At 38.5% G+C, this 24533-nt stretch carries 23 protein-coding genes and 1 pseudogene; 7 read left to right on the top strand and 17 right to left on the bottom strand.

Annotation, left to right across the window (positions count from 1 at the left end; all coding sequences use genetic code 11):
* Positions 1-115 precede the first annotated feature (115 nt).
* Positions 116-583: an NUDIX domain-containing protein gene (locus tag L1283_RS22950; RefSeq protein WP_286851931.1), complete on the bottom strand. Its 468-nt coding sequence runs from the start codon at positions 581-583 to the stop codon at positions 116-118.
* The gene (gene xth, locus L1283_RS22945; protein WP_286851930.1) at positions 576-1361 is read right to left on the bottom strand and encodes an exodeoxyribonuclease III; all 786 of its coding nucleotides are present in this window, start codon (positions 1359-1361) and stop codon (positions 576-578) included. The genes L1283_RS22950 and xth overlap by 8 nt, the downstream gene beginning before the upstream one ends.
* A 230-nt stretch (positions 1362-1591) precedes the next feature.
* Between xth and L1283_RS22940 the strand changes: the two genes are divergently transcribed.
* The 3 genes from L1283_RS22940 (at position 1592) to L1283_RS22930 (ending at position 4833) form a co-directional block, all read left to right on the top strand.
* Positions 1592-2068: a hypothetical protein gene (locus L1283_RS22940; RefSeq protein WP_145329085.1), complete on the top strand. Its 477-nt coding sequence runs from the start codon at positions 1592-1594 to the stop codon at positions 2066-2068.
* A 298-nt stretch (positions 2069-2366) separates the two neighbouring features.
* Positions 2367-3548: a glycosyltransferase gene (locus L1283_RS22935; protein ID WP_286850875.1), complete on the top strand. Its 1182-nt coding sequence runs from the start codon at positions 2367-2369 to the stop codon at positions 3546-3548.
* 94 nt (positions 3549-3642) lie between these two features.
* Positions 3643-4833, top strand: a complete 1191-nt coding sequence (locus L1283_RS22930) for a hypothetical protein (RefSeq protein WP_145329089.1) — start codon at positions 3643-3645, stop codon at positions 4831-4833.
* Positions 4834-4910: 77 nt separating this feature from the next.
* Here the strand turns inward: L1283_RS22930 and L1283_RS22925 are convergent, their stop codons facing one another.
* Entirely contained in the window at positions 4911-5264 is a 354-nt protein-coding gene (locus L1283_RS22925) for a winged helix-turn-helix transcriptional regulator (RefSeq protein WP_046676278.1), read from the bottom strand.
* Positions 5265-5613: 349 nt separating this feature from the next.
* On the opposite strand from L1283_RS22925, the gene L1283_RS22920 reads away from it, so the two are divergent.
* Complete coding sequence (locus L1283_RS22920; protein WP_158638912.1) at positions 5614-6798, top strand: metallophosphoesterase; 1185 nt, start codon at positions 5614-5616, stop codon at positions 6796-6798.
* A gap of 76 nt (positions 6799-6874) precedes the next feature.
* On the opposite strand, the gene L1283_RS22915 is transcribed toward L1283_RS22920, so the two are convergent.
* Positions 6875-7267, bottom strand: coding sequence for a DoxX family protein (locus L1283_RS22915; protein ID WP_244294529.1), 393 nt, complete (start codon positions 7265-7267; stop codon positions 6875-6877).
* 283 nt (positions 7268-7550) lie between these two features.
* Here L1283_RS22915 and L1283_RS22910 point away from each other — a divergent pair, with 283 nt between their 5' ends.
* Positions 7551-8084, top strand: coding sequence for an O-acetyl-ADP-ribose deacetylase (locus L1283_RS22910; RefSeq protein ID WP_088161462.1), 534 nt, complete (start codon positions 7551-7553; stop codon positions 8082-8084).
* A 12-nt stretch (positions 8085-8096) separates the two neighbouring features.
* On the opposite strand, the gene L1283_RS22905 is transcribed toward L1283_RS22910, so the two are convergent.
* The 5 genes from L1283_RS22905 to L1283_RS22885 all read right to left on the bottom strand — a co-directional run bounded on the left by L1283_RS22905 (position 8097) and on the right by L1283_RS22885 (position 15850).
* Positions 8097-8570 (bottom strand): hypothetical protein, encoded by a 474-nt coding sequence (locus L1283_RS22905; RefSeq protein ID WP_286851592.1) that lies wholly within the window; start codon positions 8568-8570, stop codon positions 8097-8099.
* A gap of 376 nt (positions 8571-8946) precedes the next feature.
* On the bottom strand, positions 8947-10077 hold the full coding sequence (locus tag L1283_RS22900) for a cytochrome-c peroxidase (RefSeq protein ID WP_145329095.1): 1131 nt from the start codon (positions 10075-10077) through the stop codon (positions 8947-8949).
* 54 nt (positions 10078-10131) lie between these two features.
* The gene (locus tag L1283_RS22895; RefSeq protein ID WP_145329097.1) at positions 10132-11685 is read right to left on the bottom strand and encodes a DUF6850 family outer membrane beta-barrel protein; all 1554 of its coding nucleotides are present in this window, start codon (positions 11683-11685) and stop codon (positions 10132-10134) included.
* A gap of 65 nt (positions 11686-11750) precedes the next feature.
* On the bottom strand, positions 11751-13067 hold the full coding sequence (locus L1283_RS22890; RefSeq protein WP_145329099.1) for a DUF4876 domain-containing protein: 1317 nt from the start codon (positions 13065-13067) through the stop codon (positions 11751-11753).
* Between the two features lie 17 nt (positions 13068-13084).
* Positions 13085-15850 (bottom strand): TonB-dependent receptor, encoded by a 2766-nt coding sequence (locus L1283_RS22885; RefSeq protein ID WP_145329101.1) that lies wholly within the window; start codon positions 15848-15850, stop codon positions 13085-13087.
* Between the two features lie 221 nt (positions 15851-16071).
* Here L1283_RS22885 and L1283_RS22880 point away from each other — a divergent pair, with 221 nt between their 5' ends.
* Positions 16072-16566, top strand: a complete 495-nt coding sequence (locus tag L1283_RS22880; RefSeq protein ID WP_145329102.1) for an efflux RND transporter periplasmic adaptor subunit — start codon at positions 16072-16074, stop codon at positions 16564-16566.
* A 215-nt stretch (positions 16567-16781) separates the two neighbouring features.
* Here L1283_RS22880 and L1283_RS22875 read toward each other — a convergent pair whose 3' ends face one another.
* Both L1283_RS22875 and L1283_RS22870 read right to left on the bottom strand, forming a co-directional pair.
* Positions 16782-17585, bottom strand: coding sequence for a DNA alkylation repair protein (locus L1283_RS22875; RefSeq protein ID WP_145329104.1), 804 nt, complete (start codon positions 17583-17585; stop codon positions 16782-16784).
* Entirely contained in the window at positions 17582-18217 is a 636-nt protein-coding gene (locus L1283_RS22870; protein WP_286851597.1) for a peroxiredoxin-like family protein, read from the bottom strand. The genes L1283_RS22875 and L1283_RS22870 overlap by 4 nt, the downstream gene beginning before the upstream one ends.
* Positions 18218-18310: 93 nt before the next feature.
* Between L1283_RS22870 and L1283_RS22865 the strand changes: the two genes are divergently transcribed.
* Complete coding sequence (locus tag L1283_RS22865; RefSeq protein ID WP_075992508.1) at positions 18311-18652, top strand: winged helix-turn-helix transcriptional regulator; 342 nt, start codon at positions 18311-18313, stop codon at positions 18650-18652.
* 169 nt (positions 18653-18821) lie between these two features.
* Here L1283_RS22865 and L1283_RS22860 read toward each other — a convergent pair.
* The 6 genes and pseudogenes from L1283_RS22860 to L1283_RS22835 form a co-directional block, all read right to left on the bottom strand.
* Positions 18822-19334 (bottom strand): annotated as a pseudogene (locus tag L1283_RS22860) (class I SAM-dependent methyltransferase); the annotation flags it as partial.
* A 51-nt stretch (positions 19335-19385) separates the two neighbouring features.
* Positions 19386-20243, bottom strand: coding sequence for a penicillin-binding transpeptidase domain-containing protein (locus L1283_RS22855; protein ID WP_145329108.1), 858 nt, complete (start codon positions 20241-20243; stop codon positions 19386-19388).
* A 268-nt stretch (positions 20244-20511) separates the two neighbouring features.
* On the bottom strand, positions 20512-21162 hold the full coding sequence (locus L1283_RS22850) for an HD domain-containing protein (RefSeq protein WP_145329110.1): 651 nt from the start codon (positions 21160-21162) through the stop codon (positions 20512-20514).
* A gap of 96 nt (positions 21163-21258) precedes the next feature.
* The gene (locus L1283_RS22845) at positions 21259-22113 is read right to left on the bottom strand and encodes a helix-turn-helix domain-containing protein (RefSeq protein ID WP_145329112.1); all 855 of its coding nucleotides are present in this window, start codon (positions 22111-22113) and stop codon (positions 21259-21261) included.
* A 39-nt stretch (positions 22114-22152) separates the two neighbouring features.
* Positions 22153-23673, bottom strand: a complete 1521-nt coding sequence (gene eptA / locus L1283_RS22840) for a phosphoethanolamine--lipid A transferase EptA (RefSeq protein ID WP_286851601.1) — start codon at positions 23671-23673, stop codon at positions 22153-22155.
* Positions 23660-24493, bottom strand: a complete 834-nt coding sequence (locus tag L1283_RS22835; RefSeq protein WP_088161449.1) for a phosphatase PAP2 family protein — start codon at positions 24491-24493, stop codon at positions 23660-23662. The genes eptA and L1283_RS22835 overlap by 14 nt, the downstream gene beginning before the upstream one ends.
* Between the last annotated feature and the right edge of the window lie 40 nt (positions 24494-24533).

Raw genomic sequence — 24533 nt, 5'->3', positions numbered from 1 at the left:
CCAACTTTACATTAAATTTGGGGATAGGCTCAAACTTGATAGAGGCTTTTAGATTTTGGTTAATTATCCAATGACACAGTTTGAGTTACACTCCCACTTGTGTTGAAATAAGCATTCATTTCCCATGAGCAATAACTTGCTCCAGAAAAGAAATCTGTCGTTCGTTTATTTTCTTCCTGGCTTCCGTAAATGTAAACCAATCGCCACGGTCTATTTCAGGATAAGTTTGCATTTTCCCTGATTTCGGCGGCCATTCCATTTCAAAGGTATTGCTTACAAGTCTAGCAGGATCTATATCTCCTTCAATTGCCCAGCACTTAACTATTTTGCCTCCTTTTTGTTGAATAGCATTTAGCGCAATAAAATTTCCACGGGGAAGATAGCCTGTCTCTTCAATAAACTCTCTTTTGGCCGCATCAAGTTCATCTTCGTTCAAATCGATTTCCCCTTTAGGGATTGTCCACGAGCCTTCATCTTTTTTAGTAAAATAGGGTCCTCCAGGATGTACTAAGAAAAAATAAATTTCTAAGGCATGAAATTTATACAATAACAATCCCGCACTGGTATTTATCTTCTTAGCCATTCATGCTGATATTTCGTAATCGAATCCATGTAGGCGCATGATCGCTACTCTTCTCCCATCCGCGAACATCGCGATCAATTCCGCCTTCAATTAAACGATCCTGAATTGAAGGGCTCAATAAAATATGGTCGATACGTAAACCAGCATTTCGACTGTAAGCCTGGCGAAAGTAATCCCAGAACGTATAAACCTGCTGATCTGGGAAAAGCTGACGAATAGAATCCTGCCAGCCCTCTTCAAGAAGCTGACTGAAAGCCTCCTTCACCTCCTTCCTAAACAATGCATCGTTGACATATTTTTCAGGTTTATACGTATCCATTTCTGTTGGAATAATGTTAAAATCCCCAATGAGTATCGCTGGAACATCCATACTAAGCAGCGTTTTGGCCCGTTTTGCTAAACGCTCAATCCACTTCAACTTATAGTCAAATTTGGGCCCCGGAAATGGGTTGCCATTGGGCAGATAAAGACAGCAAATCACGACTTGCTGGACCATAACCTCCAAATAACGACTTTGTACATCTTCGGGATCGCCTGGAAGTGCTCTAGCTACTTCTTCGATCTCATATTTGGAAAGTACCGCAACTCCGTTCCAACTTTTCTGACCATGCCAAACCGCATGATATCCGATGTCATTAATTTCTTGCAATGGAAAACGTTCCTGCGGAGATTTCAACTCCTGCAGACATACGACATCAGGCGATTCTTCTGCTAACCAACGTAACAACACAGGAAGACGTGCGTTGATGCCATTAATATTATAGGTGGCTATTTTCATGAAATTGTCCTTCTAACTAAAATAGACAACCAAAGAAGCTTTTTAATTGTTTGAGAACTTCTCAGAAAAATTTAATAGTATAATTTAACAAGTCCAGTCTGGAAGGAATCCTTTATTCCTCCTGTCTTGCAGGTCAATGGCGCTATTCACGTTAAAATCTTTCATAAACAGGTTAAATAACATTAAATTAATATTATATTTATATAACCATATATATAAAGCATTCGATCATGGCAGAAACATCCCCTAAAAAAGTCTTTCGAAATGACATTGTCATTAACCTAAAAGATTCACTACCGTACCTAAAAGATTATTTAAGTGACAAAAAACTCAACTCTCGCATAGAAAAAGCAGCTAAATTATTAAGCAAGGGTATCAAAAAGAAGAAAATTAAGAAATTAAACCATCGAGAACTTAAAAAGACCGATAGTAAGACTAAGGCTTCCCCCAAGAAAGATCTTGATCAGCCGGCCGTTGATCCTACGCTAAATGATACTGCAGAAAAAATCACAGTACCCGCCAAAAGTACAGCAAATAGAAATGCTGATACAACAAAAAAGCCAGTTACCAAACAAGCGGATACAGACCACAACGATATCGAAAGTAAGTCTCTTAAGCTAAAGGATGTTCAAAGTAAAAGTTCCGCCACTGCAGTTGACGTAAAACCACCTGTCCCTCGAAGCAAAAAAGAGAAGGTCGAAAAATAAATCAGGTTCTTTAGCGCTATAAATACGTAATCGACCTGTTTTTTTTGGAACTATCTCACTTAAGCTACGTTATTTCCTTTCAAAAACTACGGTTAAAGCTTTTCAACCTACTTTGGGTATAACTTTTGATCCAACAATAGTAAAAGAATTTAAACTCAAACAAGGTACTGAATATGGAAAATATCGATAAAAAAGCGGAAAAAATGGGTCTAGAGAAGGGCTACTATTTATTGTTAATGGCGATTCTAGATCTTCCAGTTGAAGACGTACAAAATGATGTAAAGGAGGATTAAGTCATATGAAAAAAATAGCAATCATAAGCACTTGTCCCCCACAAGAATGTGGGCTAGCAACATTTACCAAAGATCTCAAACAGGGAATGGAGCTCGATCCGAATGTTCAAATCGATATTGTCGCTGTATCTAAACTCGGTTCGGAAGATTTTGACCCATCGACTCGATTTGTCATATACAGGGATCGACTCGATAGTTATCATCAGGCAACTCGTATTATTAATGAGGAATATGATTATTGCATTATTCAACATGAATTTGGAATATTTGGAGGAGCCGATGGCATTTTCATAACACAAATTGCCAATAATCTAAAGATACCCCTGCTAACCGTGTTTCATACCATTCTTCAAACCCCATCATTGCAGCAGAAGGAAATCACCGAGCTATTGTTGAAGAAATCTCAGGCAGTTGTTAGTTTATCGCCCAAAGGTATCGAATTATTAGAGGAGCAATTCGACTCCACCCTTACAGATAAGATTAAAGTGATACCACATGGCGTACCACATTTTGATTACAATCAGGGGCTTGCCAAATACAGATTAAACCTTCAACACAATTTTGTAATGATGACTTTTGGTCTCATCGGAAGAAGTAAAGGATTGGAATATGCCATTCAATCCTTGTCGGAAGTTGAGCTCCCAGGATTCAAATACCTGATCATCGGAAAAACACATCCAAATGTTCTGGCCCATGAAGGGGAATCTTACCGTTTTGAACTCCAAAATTTAGTCGATCAGCTTGGTTTACAGGACAAGGTTGTTTTTATCGATAAATTCTTAACGGACGAGGAGCTTAAGGAGTATTTAACAGCCTGTGATATTTATCTGTCTCCTTATCCACACGAACAGCAAATCAGCAGTGGTACCTTATCCTTTGCTGTGGGTGCAGGTGCAGCTGTTATTTCGACACCATACTGGCATGCAAAAGATTTATTGAAAGACGAACGTGGTATCCTGAGTCCATTCAACGATATCGCCGCAATGCGTGCTAATATTAAAATGCTGTACCAATCACATCGATTACTAGCCTGGCATCGTTTCAAAGCGCGTAGTTATGGTGAACAAACAGTTTGGGCAAATGTGGCAAAAACGTATCTGGAGCTTCTACAAGGGTTAGCAACTCCAGTAAGATCTTTAATTGATTATGAACAATATATTGCAATGGATCTAAAAAGGGAAGCGTAAAATGATAGAAAAAGCATAAACATTTTATATGATATGCATGTTAAGTAAAAAGACGATCTTTGTACGCTAACATTAAGATAAAATCCATCAGCACATGATATATTCGAAAATAGCGCTGTCAACAGTTCTTTTATTATTGATGGCGCTCACTTGTACGGGCCAGATTTTTGATCGCGAACTGAGGAATCAAAAGGAAAGGACGCAAAAGGAATTTTTGAAATTTATCACTGAATTAGGAGGCAAAATAACAGATTCAACCTTAACGAAAGAACAACAAAATGCATTATTTAAACCAATCGTTGCGTATGCTCACAAAGAGCATGCTGACTTAACACGATTGCGCAAAAAATATTTAAAAAAAATACAGGCTCCGCCATCAGTACTTAATGCATTTATTTTTGATAGCGAGCCTCCTGCGGAGCTATCGAAAATGTTGGGAACCCCACAATTCACGACAGTAACCTTGCTGCAATGTTATCGGCCTATTGAAATAGGCCGACTTATCAGTGGAATTATTCAACCTGTGATTTATCAGCAATCGAATACAGGAACAAACGAAGCCACAATAGCTTATACCTTTGGAAATCAAGCATTCGCTAAACAGTTAAAAGAGGATATTTGGCAAATTTGGCTAGTAAATAGGCTTTATATGCTTAGGTTTAACCTGGATCTACAAACTATGGTTATCGATCATTCGGAATATACGCTGCCCAATAAAGCGGAATATTTACGACTTCAGTTCCCGTTCGTAATTCAGAAGCCAACCAATGAATTAGAGAAACTTTATCAAGAAATGGATGAAATACGCTGGAACAGCTATTCATCAACAGATATACAGCAAGTCAGTCCTCAAGAATGGCAAGATACTATTGATAAGCGATTATCGGCGTTTTACCTAAAAAATCAGCCCCGTTTTATAAAGGTTCAAAATGAAATACTCAAGGATATAGAAAAAGGAAACGGTTTGGATGCGAGCTGGCAGGAATTACATTTATCTTCCGATGAAAATATACAATTGACACAAACTTTAAAAAACAATATGCTACAACCCGATGAAGCTGCACAGCGGCTATTTTCATTTTCAAATAGCATTATCCCCTTTAATCAAGATATTGAAGAAATTGGAAAAAATGCAATGTCAGGGTTCTTACACTATATAGTTGGCCATGAAAAAGACCAAGTGTGGAAAATTAGATCTTTAGGCTATTCCATTGCCTTCGAATATACCTGGGATCTAAAACAAGGTCGATTTTCTGAAATAAAAATCTTTAAGAAACAATCATAGTGTGAATTTCCATTGCGCCCATAATCATCTTTTTTGATTTAGGTATTGATAAAAAATTACAGAAAACAACGTTGCCGTTATGTTATCATTTTATGCTTGGCGCCCCATTTTTCCAACTGACACCAAATAGGGATAAGTTCTGCCGCAATCTCAGTCAATTGATATTCCACTCGGGGGGGCACTTCTGCATAAGCAATCCTTTTAACCAGTCCTTGCTTTTCCAATTCTTTGAGCTGCAAGGTGAGCATGCGATCTGTAATCCCTGTAATCAATTGTTTAATTTCACCAAACCGCAACTTTCCATGCTGCAATTTAGCAAGTATCAGCAGCTTCCATCGGCCGCCGATCTTGCATACAGCATATGCTAAATCACATTCAATAATATATTGTTCATTAATCCTATTTGTCGAATTTTCTTTTCGTTTTCCCATGTTATTTAAAATTTCTTTAATAGCGTACAATCCGTTGCAAATAGGGGACAAATTTAAAACTTCTACCCTACATCTGTGACATCACATTCGTCAATAATATGCCACAAAGCAATAGGAGGTTATAGGCTCCAAAGCGTAATAGTCTTTATCTATGAAAATAATTTAACACTGAAATTATGATTACGAAAAAAAACACCTATTTTAGGTTTTGTAATCCAATTATTCATTCCAAATATGCCTGATCCAAATTAGTTAGACTTCGAATATGCTCCAACAGTTCTATGCTTATCTAAAAATTTTAATGCTATTCATTTTTTTAGATCTTTTAATCTTCTTAAGAATTCGGACATTGTCAATTTGGAAATCCAATCCAAAGCTACTAAACATAGTCTGGTGGTCTGTCAGTATACTTTCCTATCTGTGCATATTTCTTAATTTATTTTTTAAATGGACTAGTTTTGAATCTGCCTGTTTCGTATTTTTTCCGCTTTCGTTGCTATTGGGTAAGATAATCTGTCTTTTCTTTATCGGTATTGATACCATTGTATATACTTTCAAAATAATCAAAAAAGGTTTTAAAAAAACTAAATCTTCGCCGAACCAGGCTGGAAATTTACCGCCTATAAAAAGATCAGATTTTATAGTCAAAAGCGGCCTTCTGCTAGCCAGTGTTCCCATCGTTGCACTTACACGTGGATTTGCCTTCAATTTATATAAGTACCAGGTTAACCACCTCGATTTAATCTTACCTAATTTACCGAAATCATTTGAAGGAATTACTATAGCGCAAATTTCCGATATACATGCAGGTAGTCTATTTAATTCAACTGCTGTAAAAAAAGGGATCGACCTCTTGTTAGCACAGAAGCCTGACATCATCTTTTTTACAGGGGATCTAGTCAATGATTTTGCTGCCGAAATGGAGGACTATTTATCCATATTTGATAAAGTGAAGGCTCCATTAGGCACATTCTCTATACTTGGAAACCACGATTATGGAGAGTATCATTTTAACAGATATCATTTCTTTGATCAAATGAACTTGACCAAGGAACAAAATCTTTCAAATCTCAAATCCATTCATCAACAACTAGGCTGGCAACTACTTCTCAATGAATCGAAAGAACTGATACTGAATAACGAAAAGATTACCATTATAGGCGTCGAAAATTGGGGAGCAAATAATCCCAAAAATTATGGGAATATCGATCTGGCCATGTCTAAAGTAGATAAATCTTCGCCCATCAACTTTATGCTTTCACACGATCCCTCCCATTGGCGCGCGGAGATCATATCCAAATATCCCACAATCGACGTCACTTTCAGTGGACACACACATGGGGGACAATTCGGTTATAACAACCCGAATTATCAGTGGAGTCCAGTGAAATATGCTTACCGTGAATGGGCCGGCCTGTACCGTGAAAAGCATCAGGCACTGTACGTAAATGTTGGATTCGGTTATCTGGATTATCCAAGCCGAGTTGGGATACTACCAGAAATCACTATATTTCATCTGAAGAGTAAAGGTTAAAGCATTAAATACTGTTCCTGATGAGTCGGTAATCCAGTGCATATTTTCGGGTAACTCATTAAATTCACCACAGATTTCAACACGATTTCCAATCGAATTTCCTATCGGCTGGTCTGAAATACCAAGAAGTAGCAATTAGAATAATATATAATAGTGCCGGAGCCATTAAAGCGAAAGAATCTCCCAATGCAATATGTGAATACAAAGCACCAGTAGCGGTAAAGAAAATACCCGCATATGCCCATTCTTTCCAAAGAGGTCTTTTGGGCCAAAGCAAGGCAGCCACGGCTAAAAGCTTCCAAATTCCAAGTAAAGGAAGTATATAACTCGGATATCCCAAATGAGTCATATTTTGTATCCCGCCTGCTCCTTCCGTTTGAATTTTAAAAATCTGTATGATAGCAGTTGACAATAATCCTACAGCCAACCATACGGTCGCTATCCAATAAATTATCCTATTCCTTTTCATAATGCTATGATTTACTTATTATATTGTTAATTACTTCACATTAATAGTCACCTCTCTTATCTTCAACACTTGGTCTTATTCTTATTTCCTAAAATATGCGGGGTCTTTTACCGACCGCTCCTTATTATGTAGTTATTTGACTACAAATATAAGTGTAGATATTTGACTACACAATATTTTATTTCACTTTTTATCTGAGACATTAACTTCAATAGCTATCCCCCTAATACACTGGTTAGACCTGCTATTTTATTTTTCATATCTTTGAATTAAGATTAATCTTATGTCACATAATACCGATAAAATAACCGTAGTAAAGGGCGATATAACAAAAATTACAGTCGATGTTATTGTAAATGCTGCCAACACGTCGTTACTTGGAGGTGGAGGTGTAGATGGCGCTATTCATCGCGCCGGTGGGCCGGAAATTCTGGAAGGGTGCCGTAACATTGTGGCTAAACAAGGAGGCTGCAAGGTCGGCGAAGCCGTCATTACAACTGCAGGCAAGCTAGCCGCTAAATATGTAATTCATACAGTTGGCCCTGTGTGGAATGGAGGGAAAAATCACGAAATTGAAAAATTAGAAAGCTGCTATTATAATGCACTCAGATTAGCTGTAGAAAATGGTTGCCGTTCGATAGCCTTTCCCAATATCAGTACAGGGATTTACAGATTCCCGAAAGAACTAGCGGCTCAAATATCCATCCGCGTCATTACGCAGTTTCTGATGGCGGATACAACACTTACGCAAGTCAAAATAGTCTGTTTTGACGATGAAAACTTCCGGCTGGTCGATCAGCTAGTGATGCAAGACTAGGGAAAAATTATCCTACTCCGTTTCAAATTCCCATATACATTCATAGGAAGGAACAGACTTTTCGATGTGTGGAAATTGCAGTTTTTTGAGTTCCTTAATATTCTCAAAATCTTTATTTAAGAGCAAATATATACCCGCATTCTTACTGATTTCTCCCAATATTTCCGGAGTGATCTCTCTTTCTCGACTGTTGGCAGATATGATCATTTTCACAATTTGCTTTCCTGATGAAGTTATATACTGGTTCAGTTTATAGGGCTCCGGAATACCATCATTTTCATGAGATTGTCCTGCCAATACGTCATTGATATAGATAGCATAGTCTACATTTCTTATTTCATGATAGAGAAAGTATGATTTTACGACCGAGACTATTCCATTTTGAGATACTTCAGCAACCTCATCATTTCCCCTATCTTCATCCCTATTGTTACACGACATAAACAAAACAACACAGTAGACAGCAACGATGATAATTTTTTTCATTTCGTATTTTCTCCTTATTTTTAAAACTGCAGCAATATTCTTTTGACAGCGATTTGAAGCTAATACAACCAACAAACTAATAACCCTATTTAAGGCCTTAAAACATGAGGTTGCGGATGGCTATACAGTTTATTAAGATACAAATTAGTCGGAACAAAAAAGAGGTAGACAAACAGATATGGCTATCTTTTTAAAATTTCTTTATAAGTCGTTAGAATTCACGATATTTAAAAAAAATAAACACCCTACCAGTATCTGTTTAAAACATTGGTTATCCAATATTTGGGTAACCTTTTTTTTGCAAGAAGCTGTCTCCCCCCAATTACGTCATATTGAACAATACCCAAACACAGCTTGAATATTGTTCGACGGTCATTTATCTTGGTAAACTTTCGGGACGGCGCATACGATAAGAAGTCGCTGTGATGGCGTGCAAAAAGGACTCAATATCTTTTATTTCATCTTTCGTCAGATTTAGGGGTTGCATCAATGGATCGGTTACAGGATACAGTGGATCTTTCGCTTTCTGTTCGGCAGTAGCGGAATTCATCTGCATACCACTATTGTACATATTCAATAGCCCGGTCATATTCCAAAACAGTCCGTTGTGCATCCACGGATCGGTATTCATCACGTCGCGCAGGGATGGTGTCCGAAAACGTCCCACATCGGCAGGATCCTTTGTAATCTCGTATCGCCCCAGGTCCTGATATTTCCGTTTGTAATAGGTAAGCCCAATATTGTGGTACAGATCATCGGTAAAAAATTGACCATTATGACAATTCATGCAACGCGCCTTCGTACGAAATAAATGAAGACCGCGAACTTCCTGATCAGACAATACTTTATAATTACCATCTAAAAACTCGTCAAAACGACTCCTTCTACTTGTTAGTGTCCGTTGAAAAGCACTCAAGGCTTCAAGCACCTCTGGCATTGAATAATCCGCATCCCCGAATGCATCCACAAACAATTTGTTGTATGCAGAAATGGCCTTTAACTTGGGAATCAGTTTTGTCAATTCCATATCCATTTCGTGGTGTGCTTCGATAGGACCCAATGCTTGCTCCTCCAGCGAACCAGCGCGGCCGTCCCAAAACAGTTCCTTTCGTGCATAAACATTGAGCAAAGATGGAGTATTGCGGGTGCCCTCCAGATGATCATTGCCAACTGGTACCGTAAGCTTGTCAGCCCAGGAAGTTTGCGGGTTATGACAGCTGCTACAGGATATTTGATTGCTCCCCGATAGAATAGGGTCAAAAAAAAGATATTTTCCCAACTTCACATCAGGCTTTTCCATTAAAGAAAAATAGCTGGTATCGATCTTGGGTAGAGACTTGAATTCACTCCAATAAGCCCCTACATCGATTGTTGGTTTTGGCCATTCGTCCACTGGTCGTCGATAATATAGCTGTATCTCATCATCAAAGGCTTGCTGTCGATCTTTCATAGAAAGCAAGCCTACAAAACCAACAATAGTGGCCAATACACAAAACTGCTTTTTCATTTTCTCTCTTAACTATTCTTATAAAGAAGTAGGATTACTAATCAATCTATTTTTTTAAAAAATATAGGAAACCCCTAATTTACCCAAAAACCAATCTTTACCTGGCACACTTGACAACGTGTAGTCTACCGGCACCAAATTACCCCTATACTGATAATTCATCTGGAGCTGTATACTCCAATTATTCTTCGCATGGCGCGTGCCCCATACCCATGACATATTAAAATTATCACTCGAGGCGGTATCGTAAAGATAATCTTGATAGAGTATTTGCTTCCCAAAATCACCCGTATTCAACTCAGATACAGACAAATTATGGGTTGGCGACCACTGTTTAAAATATCCAATCGTTCCTATTATTTCAGACTTTTCATTAACCTGAAATGTACGATTTAATCCGAGTCCCAATCTAATTTGATCAAAATCCATTTGGTTACTGCTAACACCATCTTTTTTTTCGGTCTTATACATACCAGCATGGCCTTCAAACAAATACTGGTGTACCCCTAGTTGAGTTTTTAACGAAATTTCATGGCGGCGATAGGTGTAGTTATTCGCTAGATAAGTATAATTAAAATCCTGGCCATTTTCAATTTTCCCCTGCAGTGCTACCCTAATCAATTGCTTATGTTTCATCTGCCGGCTCCATAAAAAATCGATTGATCCGATATCCTTTTTATAATCATTTAAGGACAAATAGGTTTGTTTAGAATTATCATTTCGTCTGAATGATTGTTCTTCATTAAGGTAGCGGCCATTGAGATAAATCTTATCCCTATCATTGGGTTTCAGTAAGATATGGGCACCAACTCCTTTACGATGGATAATATCATAGTAATTAATTTCTTTTAGTCGGTCCTTCGCACTTCCAAAACCGTTCATCATCCAATTGACATACAATGGATCCTCTTTATTTGTTGTATACTTTTCATTTTTATAACCGACGTTGGCACGTTCAGAACCATACCCCCAAATACCAGCAATATGATAAGAAAGTATCGGAAGATTGTGACCAGCACTCAATTCAAACTGAAGGTTCATATCCTTGATATCGCCTCTGGGGTCATTGTTTGAATAATGTGAGCCCAATCGATAATCTATACCAAGGGAAATCGGGAGCTTAGCATCGAAGAAAGCTCTTTGGATTCCCGCATCGAGCTTATAGGTCTCCCGATTGTATTTATTTTTTCGCAACGAACCAAAATACAATGGCGCATCCGCATTCCATCGAGATTGGTGCCGCAAAGCTGTGCTGTCTTCTACGGAGTGATCATATGAAAATCTCCCCCAAAAGCTAGTCTTGCGCCAATCGGTCTTCCCTTCCGTATAAAATTGGGATTGACTGAGACCATCAGTTCCCTGAGCCGCCTTAAAGCCGCCTTGTCCCTTGCTGTGCTGAATACCTAATAGGGAAGATCTATTTTTGATCTCCTCAGGAATCCATACCCTATTTCGTATTGCCATATCATGCATTATCACAAATGATGGTTGATACCAATAGTTCAAAGCTGCTGTTGAATCTAAAGAATTGGACTTACTTTGCCCTATGACAGGGTGATAGGCTAAGAAAGCACCCCAAAACAACATGATGTATCTCACACTTTTCATTCAGGTATTTTTTATAAAATACCAGCTTTCGTTCGGAAAGCTGGTATTGGAATAACCGTTTGTCATTAATCACCAAATCCAAATGGATTAGCTTTTATCACCATAAAGTCCGCTGTAGAATTATTTGTGTCCCTTAATTTACGAACTCCATTAGTAGTTCTTTCGGTCTTGCGAATAACGGATTGTGACGAATAGCCGCCTAGTGGTGCGAAAGTATAACCGGCATCCTGTGATGCTGTCAATTTTTTAGGAATTCGAGCATCCTCGGTGTTTGGCTGCATCTCAACGGCATCCATAATCCAACGGACAGGTAACTGTCTATATTTTTTTGCGGTAGAGGTCGGAACGCTGATGGATGGCTCAGTATAGCTCTTCAGATTCTCCACATCCGAACGATTTGCGTGTTTAAAAATAACATAACCGTCGCGCCCTAGATTATCTAATATCCAGTCATTGCCTGTATAATCTAATATCTCAACATTGGGTACAGCAGCATTGTCAATATCTGTTGCAAAAGGAGTTTTCCCAGGGATATCTCCATAATAAACCTCAAAATTGGCTTTACTAAGATCTACGGTAAGATCCGGATTCTTGATGGCTACTTCCTTGCCATTATTGCCGACAAACGGCGCTTTATGGTTTAGCGCATTTTGGGCAATCACAATACTTTTACCAGGTTCCACTGGATAGGTCTTTCCGTTGCCAGGAATCATAAATAAATCTCTTAAGTAAACATAATCTGTATTCGCGGATTCAACGCTTACCATTCCTAAAGATTTACTCCAATCCAATTGGCCATTTGGCTGGTAATAATCGGATTGACTGGTCGGAGACTGTCTTCCCCATAACCGGCCAAAGTAGAGGCTATCGGCATATAAAACACGGTCTGTATTATTGTAAACTTCAAAAAACTGATCTCTGAACAAAGCCCCTTCTTTATTATCAGAACCCGCATAGTAAATCTGCTTGATGACAAAATCGCCCAATAGACCTGCAATCAATTCCAAGTCCAAAGTCGTAGAACTGGTTAAACTGATTTTTTTCAGGGAAGCATTAAATGTAACGTCCTCTTTGCTTGATTCGCCTGTTAAACTATTGTATTGCTCCTTAGGTATTGTAATAGAAGCATCAATATCATACTCACCTGGCATAATGGAGGTCAAATTGACCACACCTTGTGACACGGAATATGTACCACTGGTTTTTGTTGCTAGGTTGGTAATCTTAACAATAGCCTTGCTTAAGTCCAACTTGGTGTTAAAATTTTCAGAAGCGTATGTTAAGTTCAGCTTAATATCCAGTGGTTGTATACCAGGTGTATTATCTTTTTTACAGGAAATAAAAGGTAAAAAGAGAAAAGGAATTAAGTAATGAGTTTTCATCTTGTTTAGTTTTTATGTTAAAATTTATAAGTCAGTTGGGCGCCATAATTAGGAGAAGAATTCGGAGCTTGCACTGAGGTAGCCCCTTCCCTATAAAATCGCGGTTGGTAATCCAAAAAGTTATAGACATTAAATGACAGGTAAATATTCTTGCCTATTTCCTTAGCCATATTAAGACCGAAGTTCCAGTAGACGTAGTTGTTTTCAATATTTGCCCGGTCAGCTTCCTCTTTCCTTCCTGTATAGAGTTCGAGATGCTTCGGGTTGCTCATATCAAACTGCTCAATGGCATGATACGTATAATCGCGTGTATAATATCCTACAGGAATAATATCTCGGTAGTTAGATTTATTGTAGTTTAATAATTCACAGTCTGCACTCAGTTCAATAATCAAACGCAACGCCGGAAAATGAGTCGAACTTCGTAATTGCGCTCTACTTAAATAGTTCTTCGTGGATTTCGATGGAAAAAATCCAAGGACAACGTCATCTAAAGCTGTTTTTTCGGTATTAAAATTCAAACGGCTCAGCGCATTAGAACTAGAATTAGCCAAAGTAAATGCGGCTGTAGCGGAGAAAGTCGTCATAATCTGTTGAATTCTGGGTGTAGAATACATGACTTCTGCACCAAAATTGGACGATTTATTACTATTGGCAAAGTACAAATTAGACATTAAATACTTTCTCGTCCCAGTCTGTTCAACTGTTGGTTTGCCCCCGGGCACCGCAGTGGCCGTATATGTAGGCAAGTCCATTAATTGATCAGCCGTAACCGTGTTGATTCCGCGCGTATTTTTTTTATAAAAAAGATTGGTACGCAGCTGATGCCCATTCTTATGCCATGAAAGTGATGATTCGAGGGTTTGCCCTACACTACTCTTGAGATTGCTATTATCTTTTTCATAACGCCGCAAGTAAATCAATGCCATACTTTCGTTGACTTTACCATTATAGGAATTCAGCAATATAATTTCATCAAAGGTCGGCCCGGGATATAGTTGTGCTAATCCAGGAGATTTGAAGGATAGGCCATATGCCAGTCCAATCTGAGTTGATTTAGAAAGTGAATAATTGATGTTGGTTCTTGGAGAAATGGATGAGTGACCATTCATAAGATCCCAGCGAACTCCCGCCCGCATGCTAAGATCCCTTCCCCATACTTTGGTCCGCATTGCATCCTCGGCATACAAACCCAGGTTTTGCAAAGCGTTTGTTAATGAAAAATCATAATACCTATCCGATCTTGCTCCAAGATCCTTTTTTGGAATAGAAGGATCTGCAATTCGCCCCTTTCCACGGTTGATGTCATAACTATAGTTACTTCCGAAGTTTATCTTGTGGATAATATCGCCTGTAATGGCAACAGCATTTCCTTCCAATCGGGCATTTAAATTCAATGGCCTATTGTCCACATGATCCAGAGCAGTATACTGACCAGGGGCGTATTGTCCTTCTACAATTCCAGTTTGCACAGAATCGGTATAGAGCACGACTGCACCATTATAGTAATACTCACGATAGGTTTTCTGCAGTGTTGAACTTAGTCCTGCATTGAAACTGATACTTTTGAGGAATTTATGATCCAAATTGTAATTGGTCCGACTAGAAGCATTCCAGCCCCAGCCACCAAAAGAAATGGCATTCGAGAGTGGGTCATCCGGATCCTTTCGGACCTGATCAATAACTTTATTGTAAGACCCTGAAAAAGTCTGTTTCAGACGCTTATCGGTGCCATAATAGTTTGTCCAGATCAAAGTTCCATTCACGCGGTCGTATTGTTTCAGCTTGTCTCTATTATCTGCGTAAGATTGCACATAACCTAAATCCAGGTTAATTGTCCCAAGCTTTTTTCCCAGTGACATTCCCTTGGACAGACTATATGAAGTTGCATTACTCCGAACTTGAAGCCTAAAAAAAGCCGGGGTCTTGCCTGCCTGTCTTTCGATGATAACGGCACCGTTTGACAAATCGCCATAACGTGCTGGTGCTACGCCTGAAATAACTTCCAAATGTTCGATATTTTCTATCGGAATCTGACGCAAATCCAGACCGCTGAACACATTTTCTCCGGAATAGAATTTTCCTGTTGTGGGGCGGCCTGTTAAACCATAATCTGATGGTCTAATTGCATTCGTTGAGGAAGACATGCCAAATATTCCTGCATTCCGTCCTTGCATATTTCCATTATTGCCCAAAACCATGTCATCCATTATAATAGCGACACCAAAGGAGTTATTCAATTCATTAACCTCTCGCGAGCGCCCTGTAGTCTCACTAAAAGCACCTCTCAGCGTTAGATTTTGCATCTCCTGTACAGAAGGAGCAGTATTCTTCCGGTTTGGCAATCGGTTCAAAAGATCATTTAAACTGAGTGCAGGATACCGTTCAATCATTTCCCGGTCAAACACAAGTGAAGAGTTGCTCAGCTCTCCCCGCTTCGCCTGTACTGCAACTTCATCAAGTGCAAGACTCATATCCTGCAACAAAAAATTTTCAATCTTCTTTATCGAATCCAACAAGACTGTTCTTTCAACCTTTTTCTTACCGATATAGGAAACCGACAAGGTAACAAATTTGCCAAGCTGCTCTTTGGGGATGGTTAGACGATATTCACCAGCACCATCTGTCATACTGGAGAGTCCCAGTTGATCCAAAATCACGGTGCTTCCCAATAGTACATTCTTATTACTATCAGTGATCTTTCCCTGGATGTATATTGACTGTCCATGTGCATTTGCAGCTGTGCAAATCAAGATGAAACTAGTCCAATAGAGCTTTTTCATAAGTAAGAATAAAAACGCATAAAAAAGCGTATTTATTTAAAACAATTCTAAACAGTTGCAAATGTAAGGTATTAAAACCTATTATTTAGAATTATTTTTAATTATTCTAAATAATATAACGCACAAACGATTACAACAAAGCCACAAAAACGCACAAAGCTGTAAAACGGCACCCTATGGTTCGCATAGCTTAATCATTGGGTGGCTGAAATGGGGTTGTGATGACAGATATCCTATTTGAGATTGTTAATCCATCAGACATGTATCTTTCCCTACAGCTGTTCGAAAAAGATCTAGCTAAAGTCAAGATAGGAAATACCGTTTCTGCGTATGCCAATACGGAAGTCGCTCGAAAAATTCCGGCCACAGTCTTTCTTGTCAACCGCACTTTTGATGAAAATAGAATGGCCGAAGTGCTATGCCGTTTTCAAAAATCCGATGCTATTTTAACCCCTGGAATGTTCAAGAATGCCGATCTTCATATCAATAATACCAAGGCAATGGTTGTACCAGAAGAGGCAATCGTACGTTGGCAAAATAAATATTTTGTATTTGTGCAACATAGCGCTGGTTCATTTCAAATGAATGCGGTAAAATTAGGTATCCAAGAGAACGGAAAACAGCAGATTCAGGCCGATAACATTCAACCGAACACACAAATAGCACTAAAAAATGCTTTCGCGTTACTAATGAAAGCACAGAATAAGGAAGAGTAAAATCATACGTATCGAATAAATCATTTCAAGTGATAGCCGCCATTTATCGTTCTTTTAAGAACAATAAATGGCGGCTTTTAATTTCGGATAAGCCGATCATCCATCTAAACTGCTTTAGTTAAAGTACGCAAACTCAGATTTATTGCCGTAAACTGAGGTCAAATGTCGCTCAAGCGGGCGATCATCATTTTTTGTTCGGTAACTACCGGACATATTTATTTCAGGATAGTTCGAAGTGCTTTTCGAATGATGTATCGCGTTTCCTTGGTATCACTTTCTTGTTCCCAGCGATTACAAAGTGCCCTAACAAAACCGGGTTGGCTTTTACTTGCGTCATTCAGCCAATTTCCAACACTATCCTGAACATATTTTGAAGGGTCAGATTTTAGCGGTTCTAAAATAGACAAGGCTAGACTTGGCTCCTGCTTCAAGCGATCGATATGCTTACACCATACGCCTCTCGGTCGGGTTGCCTCCGAAGCAAAACGTCTCAAATTTTCATCCTTCTCCACCGTCCATAGACTCAGACCGGCAATACTCTTTTCCAAGTCCAAAGCTATCCTATTACGTATCGCCATCCAGCTGATTTCTCGCACCCCAAAATGCCGATCTGCAGCAAAAGGACGCATTGACAACAGTAATTTCTCAATTTCAAGATGCTTATCATCTCCGACCGTGTAGGTTGCCCAGCAACGCACGAGATCTGCAGTATGATTGGATAGTATTGTCAGGAAGGTATTATCACGATATTGTGTGATCAAATCGAGCAGCGCCCGCCCGATCGTTTCATTGATGGAATTTACCGTCGGTTTCTGTAACTGATCAAGCAGCGCTAAGATTGGTTTCAAGTAATGAATGCGTCCATTTTGCTGAAGGATATACTCGAGTAAAAACCGTTGGTCAACAGCGAGCCACTCCATAAGATTTGCAGTTTCAATTTCTCCGCGGTTCAGACTGGCCAGGCAATCTATCGAAATATCCGCTATCCGTCTTGCTCCTTTACGTTGTATTTTACTCATAGCTGTGCTATTAACTCTTCGATATTAAGTCTATTCATATAGTTGACATCCATAAATCGATAAGATATTGTATAATCAGGATCGATCACAAAAACAGCAGGGACCGGCAGTCTGTTGCTGTCATTACCATTGTAGGCGGACCAATTGATTCCCAAGCGATCATAGCTTGAAATGGCATAATCCTGAAGTTCAAATGAGATGCCAACACTGATTGCCAACGTATTATCTTCGTCAAACAACAATTCGAAATCCAAATTGTTGTCCGTCAGAAGTGCTTCGCTAAATTTAGGCACTTGTGGCGAAATTGCAAGAAGAGTGGCTTCAAAAGCATTAAAATGAGTCAAATTCTGTTGTAAAGCTCTTAACTCGAGATTACAGTAGGGACACCAGCTACCGCGGAAAAAGGCCACAATGACCTTTCCTTTCTTCAGAAGTTTTCCCAGCTCAATTTCTTCACGCTTCGAATTCACCAAACTAAAATCAGGGAACTTGTCCCCTATCTGCAGGCTCTTTTCGGTTAGATCCCCAGACTGTAGATCCTGAATCGATCTGCCAAATATTTCCTTTATTTCGAGAGGAAGAGTTGCTAAATTCGCATTTAATTTAGCAATTTCGTATTCTAAATTTTTCATGATGCTGTATGTTATTTCTGCAAAGTTTTAAAAGTAAATGCACAATCACAATACCGCATTTTATTATCCCTATGGGACAAAAAAGTCAATTTTATGCGTATAACAGAGAAAGCAATAAAACAAAAAATATGTCCATTGGAATTTGCCGTCAATGCGATTAGTGGGAAATGGAAAATTCCTATTGTATGGCGTATCAATGAAGGGGAAAAACGCCCAAGTGAAATGCTTCGTGGTATCGCAAAAGTTGATAGACGAGTGCTAAACCAACAATTGGGTGAAATGGTCAATGATGGCATTCTAATCAAACAATCTTTCCATGAGCTTCCTCCAAGAGTGGAGTATTCATTGACCCCCTTAGGGAAAAGTTTAGTGGAAGTACTCTGGAAATTGAATGCTTGGGGAGAACTTTTATTGGAAAATTCCAATAAAAGTTAGCACAAACGGGCAGATTCGATCGACATAGCGATGCTCTATTGCGAGAGAAGTATTCGACCCTGCTATAACAGCTCTTTGCGAAAACTGCAAAACACTGTTTGGTGTCGAAGGGTGTTATATGGTCAATATCTATACATTCAATTTTCCTAAAATATGTCTGGAACAAATCGCTTATCGATTGTGCTGAATATTGTTTAATTGTAATGCCACTGCATTTCGTTGGCCTCTGTTCAGAAAAGGTTCCAACAACCAAAATACCTCCCACTGCAATTGCTTGATCTGCGATTTCGATGTAGCGTTCAATCTCTTGGCGAGCAGTCAAAAAATGAAATGTGGCCCGGTCATGCCAAAAATCATATGGTGTATCGGGAACGAAGTCTAAGATATCTGAAACAATCCATTTGACTTTAGTCGCTTGATTCCCTAATCGCTTCTTCGCTCTTTCAATGGCAGTGCTGGAAATATCCAATACAGTAATATCTTCAAATCCTGCTTTTAATAAGAAATCAACCAGGAAACTGTCACCACCACCTATATCAATAATTTTAGCCTTTTTTGGGAGACTAGATTGATTTATAAAATGTAGTGATACTTCTGGGGTAGGCTGGTACCAGCTAACTGATTCCAGCGGCTTATTTTCGTATATCTCTTCCCAATGCTTTTTTCGATTAAAATTTTCCATCTGTCTATTGTCCTGATAAAATTTATTGACTGATAACGAACAGCCTTGGTGTTAGGGCAAAATCTTTAGATCCTTAAAAACTTTCCATGTAATCGCCTTCCGGCAGCTCGAGAAATCAGGGCTGTTGAACTTCCGGTCCTGAATAAGTCGCGTTGCAAAGAAATAAACATTTTCCTTTTGTTCAACATAGCCTATCCACCATCCGGTGTTGATCTGATTGGCCATTGTCCAGCCCGTTTTAGACCGAACCGTATAGTCCGCGTTTTGTTCCGAAATCATGACTCCTTTAACAATATCCATATTTCTTTTTGAAAAAGGCAAATTTCCATCATAAAGCTTTTTCAAAAATTCAACCTGATTAATTGGTGAGATGCCCATTGGACCAAAATTCCAGAAGTCGGGACCTGATTCGGAAAGGTCCATATTCCCGTAGTTACAAGCTTTGAGATACTTCCGATAGACAGAACGATCAATTTTCTTTGCTAACTCGATAAATGCCCAACCTGCAGACACTGCGAATGCTTCTTTTACACTGATATTTTTATAAATATCCGGTCGGTAGCCATATTTTAAGGTATCTGTTGACCCGGGCCATGGAACGATGCTATTTTCATCTTTGATCGTCTTAGTTTCCAAGGCAATCAACATATTTATAATCTTAAAAGTTGACGCAGGTAATGTTGCAACTTGTGTGTCCGATGTATCGGACAAAATCCAAGCACCTTTATTATTGTCATAAAGTGCAACAGTGCCATTAACATGACACTCATCAAAATATTTTTGAAAGTCAGATCTGACGATCTTCTTATCAGGATTTCGAGCTTGGGCCAACAAGTCAAACGAAATCACCGTCATTGTTATAAACAAAATCGATTTGAAGATCATCTGATAAATACTATTTAAAACCATACGTTGATACCATTAATAAGCCATTGTACAAATTGAAACTTGAAAACTATACTAGAGCCTTTATAAAGTTAAGATATAAATTTAACGAATTTCAAATATCCAATACACGATATACATACAAGATGTGCTTTAGCTCGGTTAGAAGTCAGTCGTCGATTATTGGGATAGTATTGAATAGGAGAAAATAGCGCGGGACTATCGCTAAAGCAAGATAGTCCCGAAAGCTATGTGATCCGAACCTGTTATTCAAACCTCGGGATTAGACTTACTATTCAGACCAAGGCGAATGAAGAATACAATCGCAAAAGTTCTTTCGCTCAAAATTAGGGATCATAAAAGCGCACACATCTGCCTTTATATTGCCAAATGTGGTTTCTGTCTTATGCTCAAAACCTTCAAAAAAAGTCGGGATAATTTTCTTTTTAAAATTATCCCTTGGAAAGGCTTGAACAATCTCTTCTCTATTTTTGGCACTTAAATGCGCATAGCCCTCACCCATCACATCAAGCCCAACGCCCGAGTACATCAGGGCAACTTCATTTTCTTTGTGTTCAGCAATTCCTATGCTTGTATGGAGTGCTATGGTATCCCATACAAGCTGTAATTTCGCCGACTCTACACCATGGCTTTTTAGAAAGTCTCGGGCGGCGTTAGCGCCATCCACTTCAAAACGAAGATCTGCACTACTGTAATGCGATACTAAGCCCAAATCATGAAATACGGAAGCTACATACAACAATTCACTGTCGTAGACCAAATTTTTACGTTTTGCATTTAAAGATGAAAATAGGAAGACACGCAACGAATGGTTATAGATAAATTCAGTACCATGTTCCAATAGTAATGCTGTCGCTTGCGTTGCGATTTTACTGTCCGGAATAACAATGCCGGCCACTTTTTTTAGATGATTTACTACCATAACTTTAAGATATTTAGGACAAAGTTATGACGGCAACAGCCCCATAGGAATAGCAATAAGTACGTTTGAAATGTCAAAATTTACCGTGTGCAATTTTCACTCTGCATCAACAAATTGATTACGGTAGTTCAGGGGAGAGAGTTTTGTATTCTTTTTAAAAAAATGACTAAATTGTTCTGCCGAATTAAAATGAAGTGCATAGGCGATTTCTTTCACTGTTATCGCACTAAACTGCAGCAACCGTTTCGCTTCTGCTATGAGCTGTCCATTAATGATCTCCTTCGCCTTAATCCCGCTACATCGTTTACAAAGTTCGCTTAATCTTCGTGCTGAAATATGAAGCATTTTGGCATACTCCGACACGGCATGATATTGATCAAACTGTGCACTGAGCATTTCCATAAATTTGCGATACAAGATGTAATCCTGACTATCGAAAGTTGCTTCCGCGGTCAGTTTAACGTTCGCAAGTTTAATCATAATAATTTTCAAAAACGCCGCAAGAGCATCCATCTGATTGATATACTGGGGACCACAATATTCTGACAACAGTGCATTGAATAGAAATAACAGCTCTACTACTTCGGTAGTACTAGGCTTCAGATATGGATTTGCACTGGTGTTATTGAACAATACAGCTTTACAGTTACTTGCGCTCGGAGGTGTCTTTTGCCAAAAACAATCCCCAAAGGAAATGGAAAAACCCATTACCGAAGTCTGATCTGAAAAAGCATAGATCTGTCCCTTGGATAAGAGAAAAATGCTATTGTCATGTAGCTCAAATACATTATTATCAATAGAAAGATAGCCGGCACCGGTTTCGACAAAAAAAATACGATGATAGATCAGTCTATTAAATGTTTCATGATCGTTAAGGTGGTAATCTATCCGTTTTATAGAAAAAGAATCATCTATTACAGGTTCAATTATAATCTTCTTAGCTGATTTCATACTGTAAAATCAATAAACCTTGACAATCGCTATTGCTCGCTATTTGAAAATATCCATATTCTCGTCATAGATAGGGCTCTTTATATCCAAAAATTTCAGCACACTATGAAATACATGATTTTGGGTCAAGGTTTTATTTGGTTTCAACTGTTTTGAATGATCAGACACCCAGACGATAAAAGGAATCTCGTATTGCTCTTTTGGTGCAATGCTCATCGGCAATCCGTGCATATACAGATTATTTTCACCCAGTGATTCTCCATGATCCGAGACGAACAACATGGCACTGTTATATTCCTTCAATTGCTTTAGATCCTCAATCAGATTATGCAAAATATAATCTGTATAAACAACGGTGTTATCATAAGCATTTATCAATTCTTCTTTAGAACAGTTTCCTAACTCAACACTATTGCAGACCGGCTTAAACTGCTCGAATTGAGCGGGATATTTCTTGCTATATGTTGGTCCATGGCTTGTACTTGTGTGGAGCACAACAAAAATCTTGTCTTTTTTACTGGATGATATCCGCTCCTTTAGACCTGTTAAAAGTACCTCATCGTAAGCACATCCTTCACCTTTACAGTTTGTAGCAAGTTGATCATTCGTTTCATATTCTTTAATATGTACAGGTGGCTCTCCCCAATTACTTGTTCGCCAGATCACATCGACATCATTTCTATAGAGGTAATTTGGCAGGATTTCGTACAAATCATCCGTATTTTTATGTTCCAAAATACATTTTACTCCAGCTGTCGTATAGGTAGAGCAAGAAGTTGCGTCAAAATGATAAAGATTGGGTGTTTTGGAAAGCAGAGGGTTTGTATTCTTCTGATAGCCATACAACGAAAAATTATCTCTTCGAGCAGATTCACCTATAACAAGTACAACTACTGTCTTTTTGTGGTCCGTTTTCGTCGCATCCGGCAATAAAATCTCTTTCTTATTTTTTTGGTGTTCATGAATACAAAAGCGCGAAATATTGACGGTATAAGACCAAGGCATGGCAAGTGCACCCAAAGTCTTCGAATTCTTATCGATCCACAACCAATTAGTCGCATTGGCAAATATTAAAATAACGATAAATAATAACGAAAGTGAGGAAGTGATAAAAAACTTCTTTGGTTTATCCTTTACTATTTTGGCTTTAATGATGAAGATACTGGGAATAATACCGAGAAACACGAGATAGACGATCAGTTTCAGGGAAAAGAAACCGCTGGACTCGGAATATCGGGTATTCAAGATATTACCGATCATTGTTTCATCCAAAATAACGCTATATGTGTTAACAAAATAAACGGCGACTGAATTGATCAGAAAGAACAAAACAAGTATGGATTTCCCGAAACGACGTGACGCCGAAAAAAACAGATAAAGTACAAAAGCATTCATCACCAGCATCAGAACCATTAAGCTACCGATCAGAACAATACCCCCAAAACTCCTGTAATCAACATTATTAAAAACAAAAGTATAAAATGGAAAATGGAAGAATATAAAATTCAACACACTCATGAAAAGTACAAAATGAACTAATTTTAAGCTATTTTTTAGCATAAACGGTAATGATTTTATAAAGTGTACTAATTAAGCAGATAAATGTAAAATAAAATATTAGCAAATTATCATTAATTATTCTATTGATCAATACAATACTGAAAACGAGGAACAATAATATGAAAATTGGATAATACCGTTTGTTGTTGATCCAGTTCCATATTTTAAATTCCCTGCTAAAAAAAATTCCGAACAGTCCCGAAAGATATCCTATAATACAGCCACTGAGCACGTCTAAAGGATAGTGTGCCCCCAATGCGACGCGGGATAAAGCAAGCATCAACCCAATAAATGTTAAACCTAAAAACCACATTATTTTATAACTCAATCGTTGCGGCATAAAAGCATACATGATAACGGTCAACGTTGTAAATATCGTGATGGAATGGCCAGAAGGCAAGCTATTGTTCCCCAGAAGTATCTTACCGGTAATCAAAAAACTAGTATGATTAAATACTGCTGCGGGTCGTGGCACAGCAAATAGTACCTTTAAAAGGATCGAAAAGAAAGCAGAAATTAGAGATGCTGATATTAATGCCTCCCATAATTTAGGACCATAGCGCAGAAAGACACTCAAAAGCGAGAGACTGATTAAACAGTCTCCAAACTGTGTAAAATTGGACTCAAGATTTGGATATTGCCCCAAATAAGCATTTATCGCGAAAAAGCTACTCTTCTGAATGACGGTATAGCCATATACATTCAATGCATGATTAAAATATAGAAATAGAATGAGCAGAGCTAACAGGATTATAGGTAGAAAGAACAACGATTTTCTAAGCCTAGCATAATTATGGATTATCGTCGAATTAGTATTCATCTTGCACGCGTCTTTTTAAACGCGTAAAGAACGGAACGAA

The organism is Sphingobacterium sp. HSC-15S19 (genome assembly GCF_050433745.1).
In the GTDB taxonomy this organism is placed as follows: Bacteria; Bacteroidota; Bacteroidia; order Sphingobacteriales; family Sphingobacteriaceae; genus Sphingobacterium; species Sphingobacterium siyangense.
This window is presented reverse-complemented; position numbering and strand designations above follow the sequence as displayed.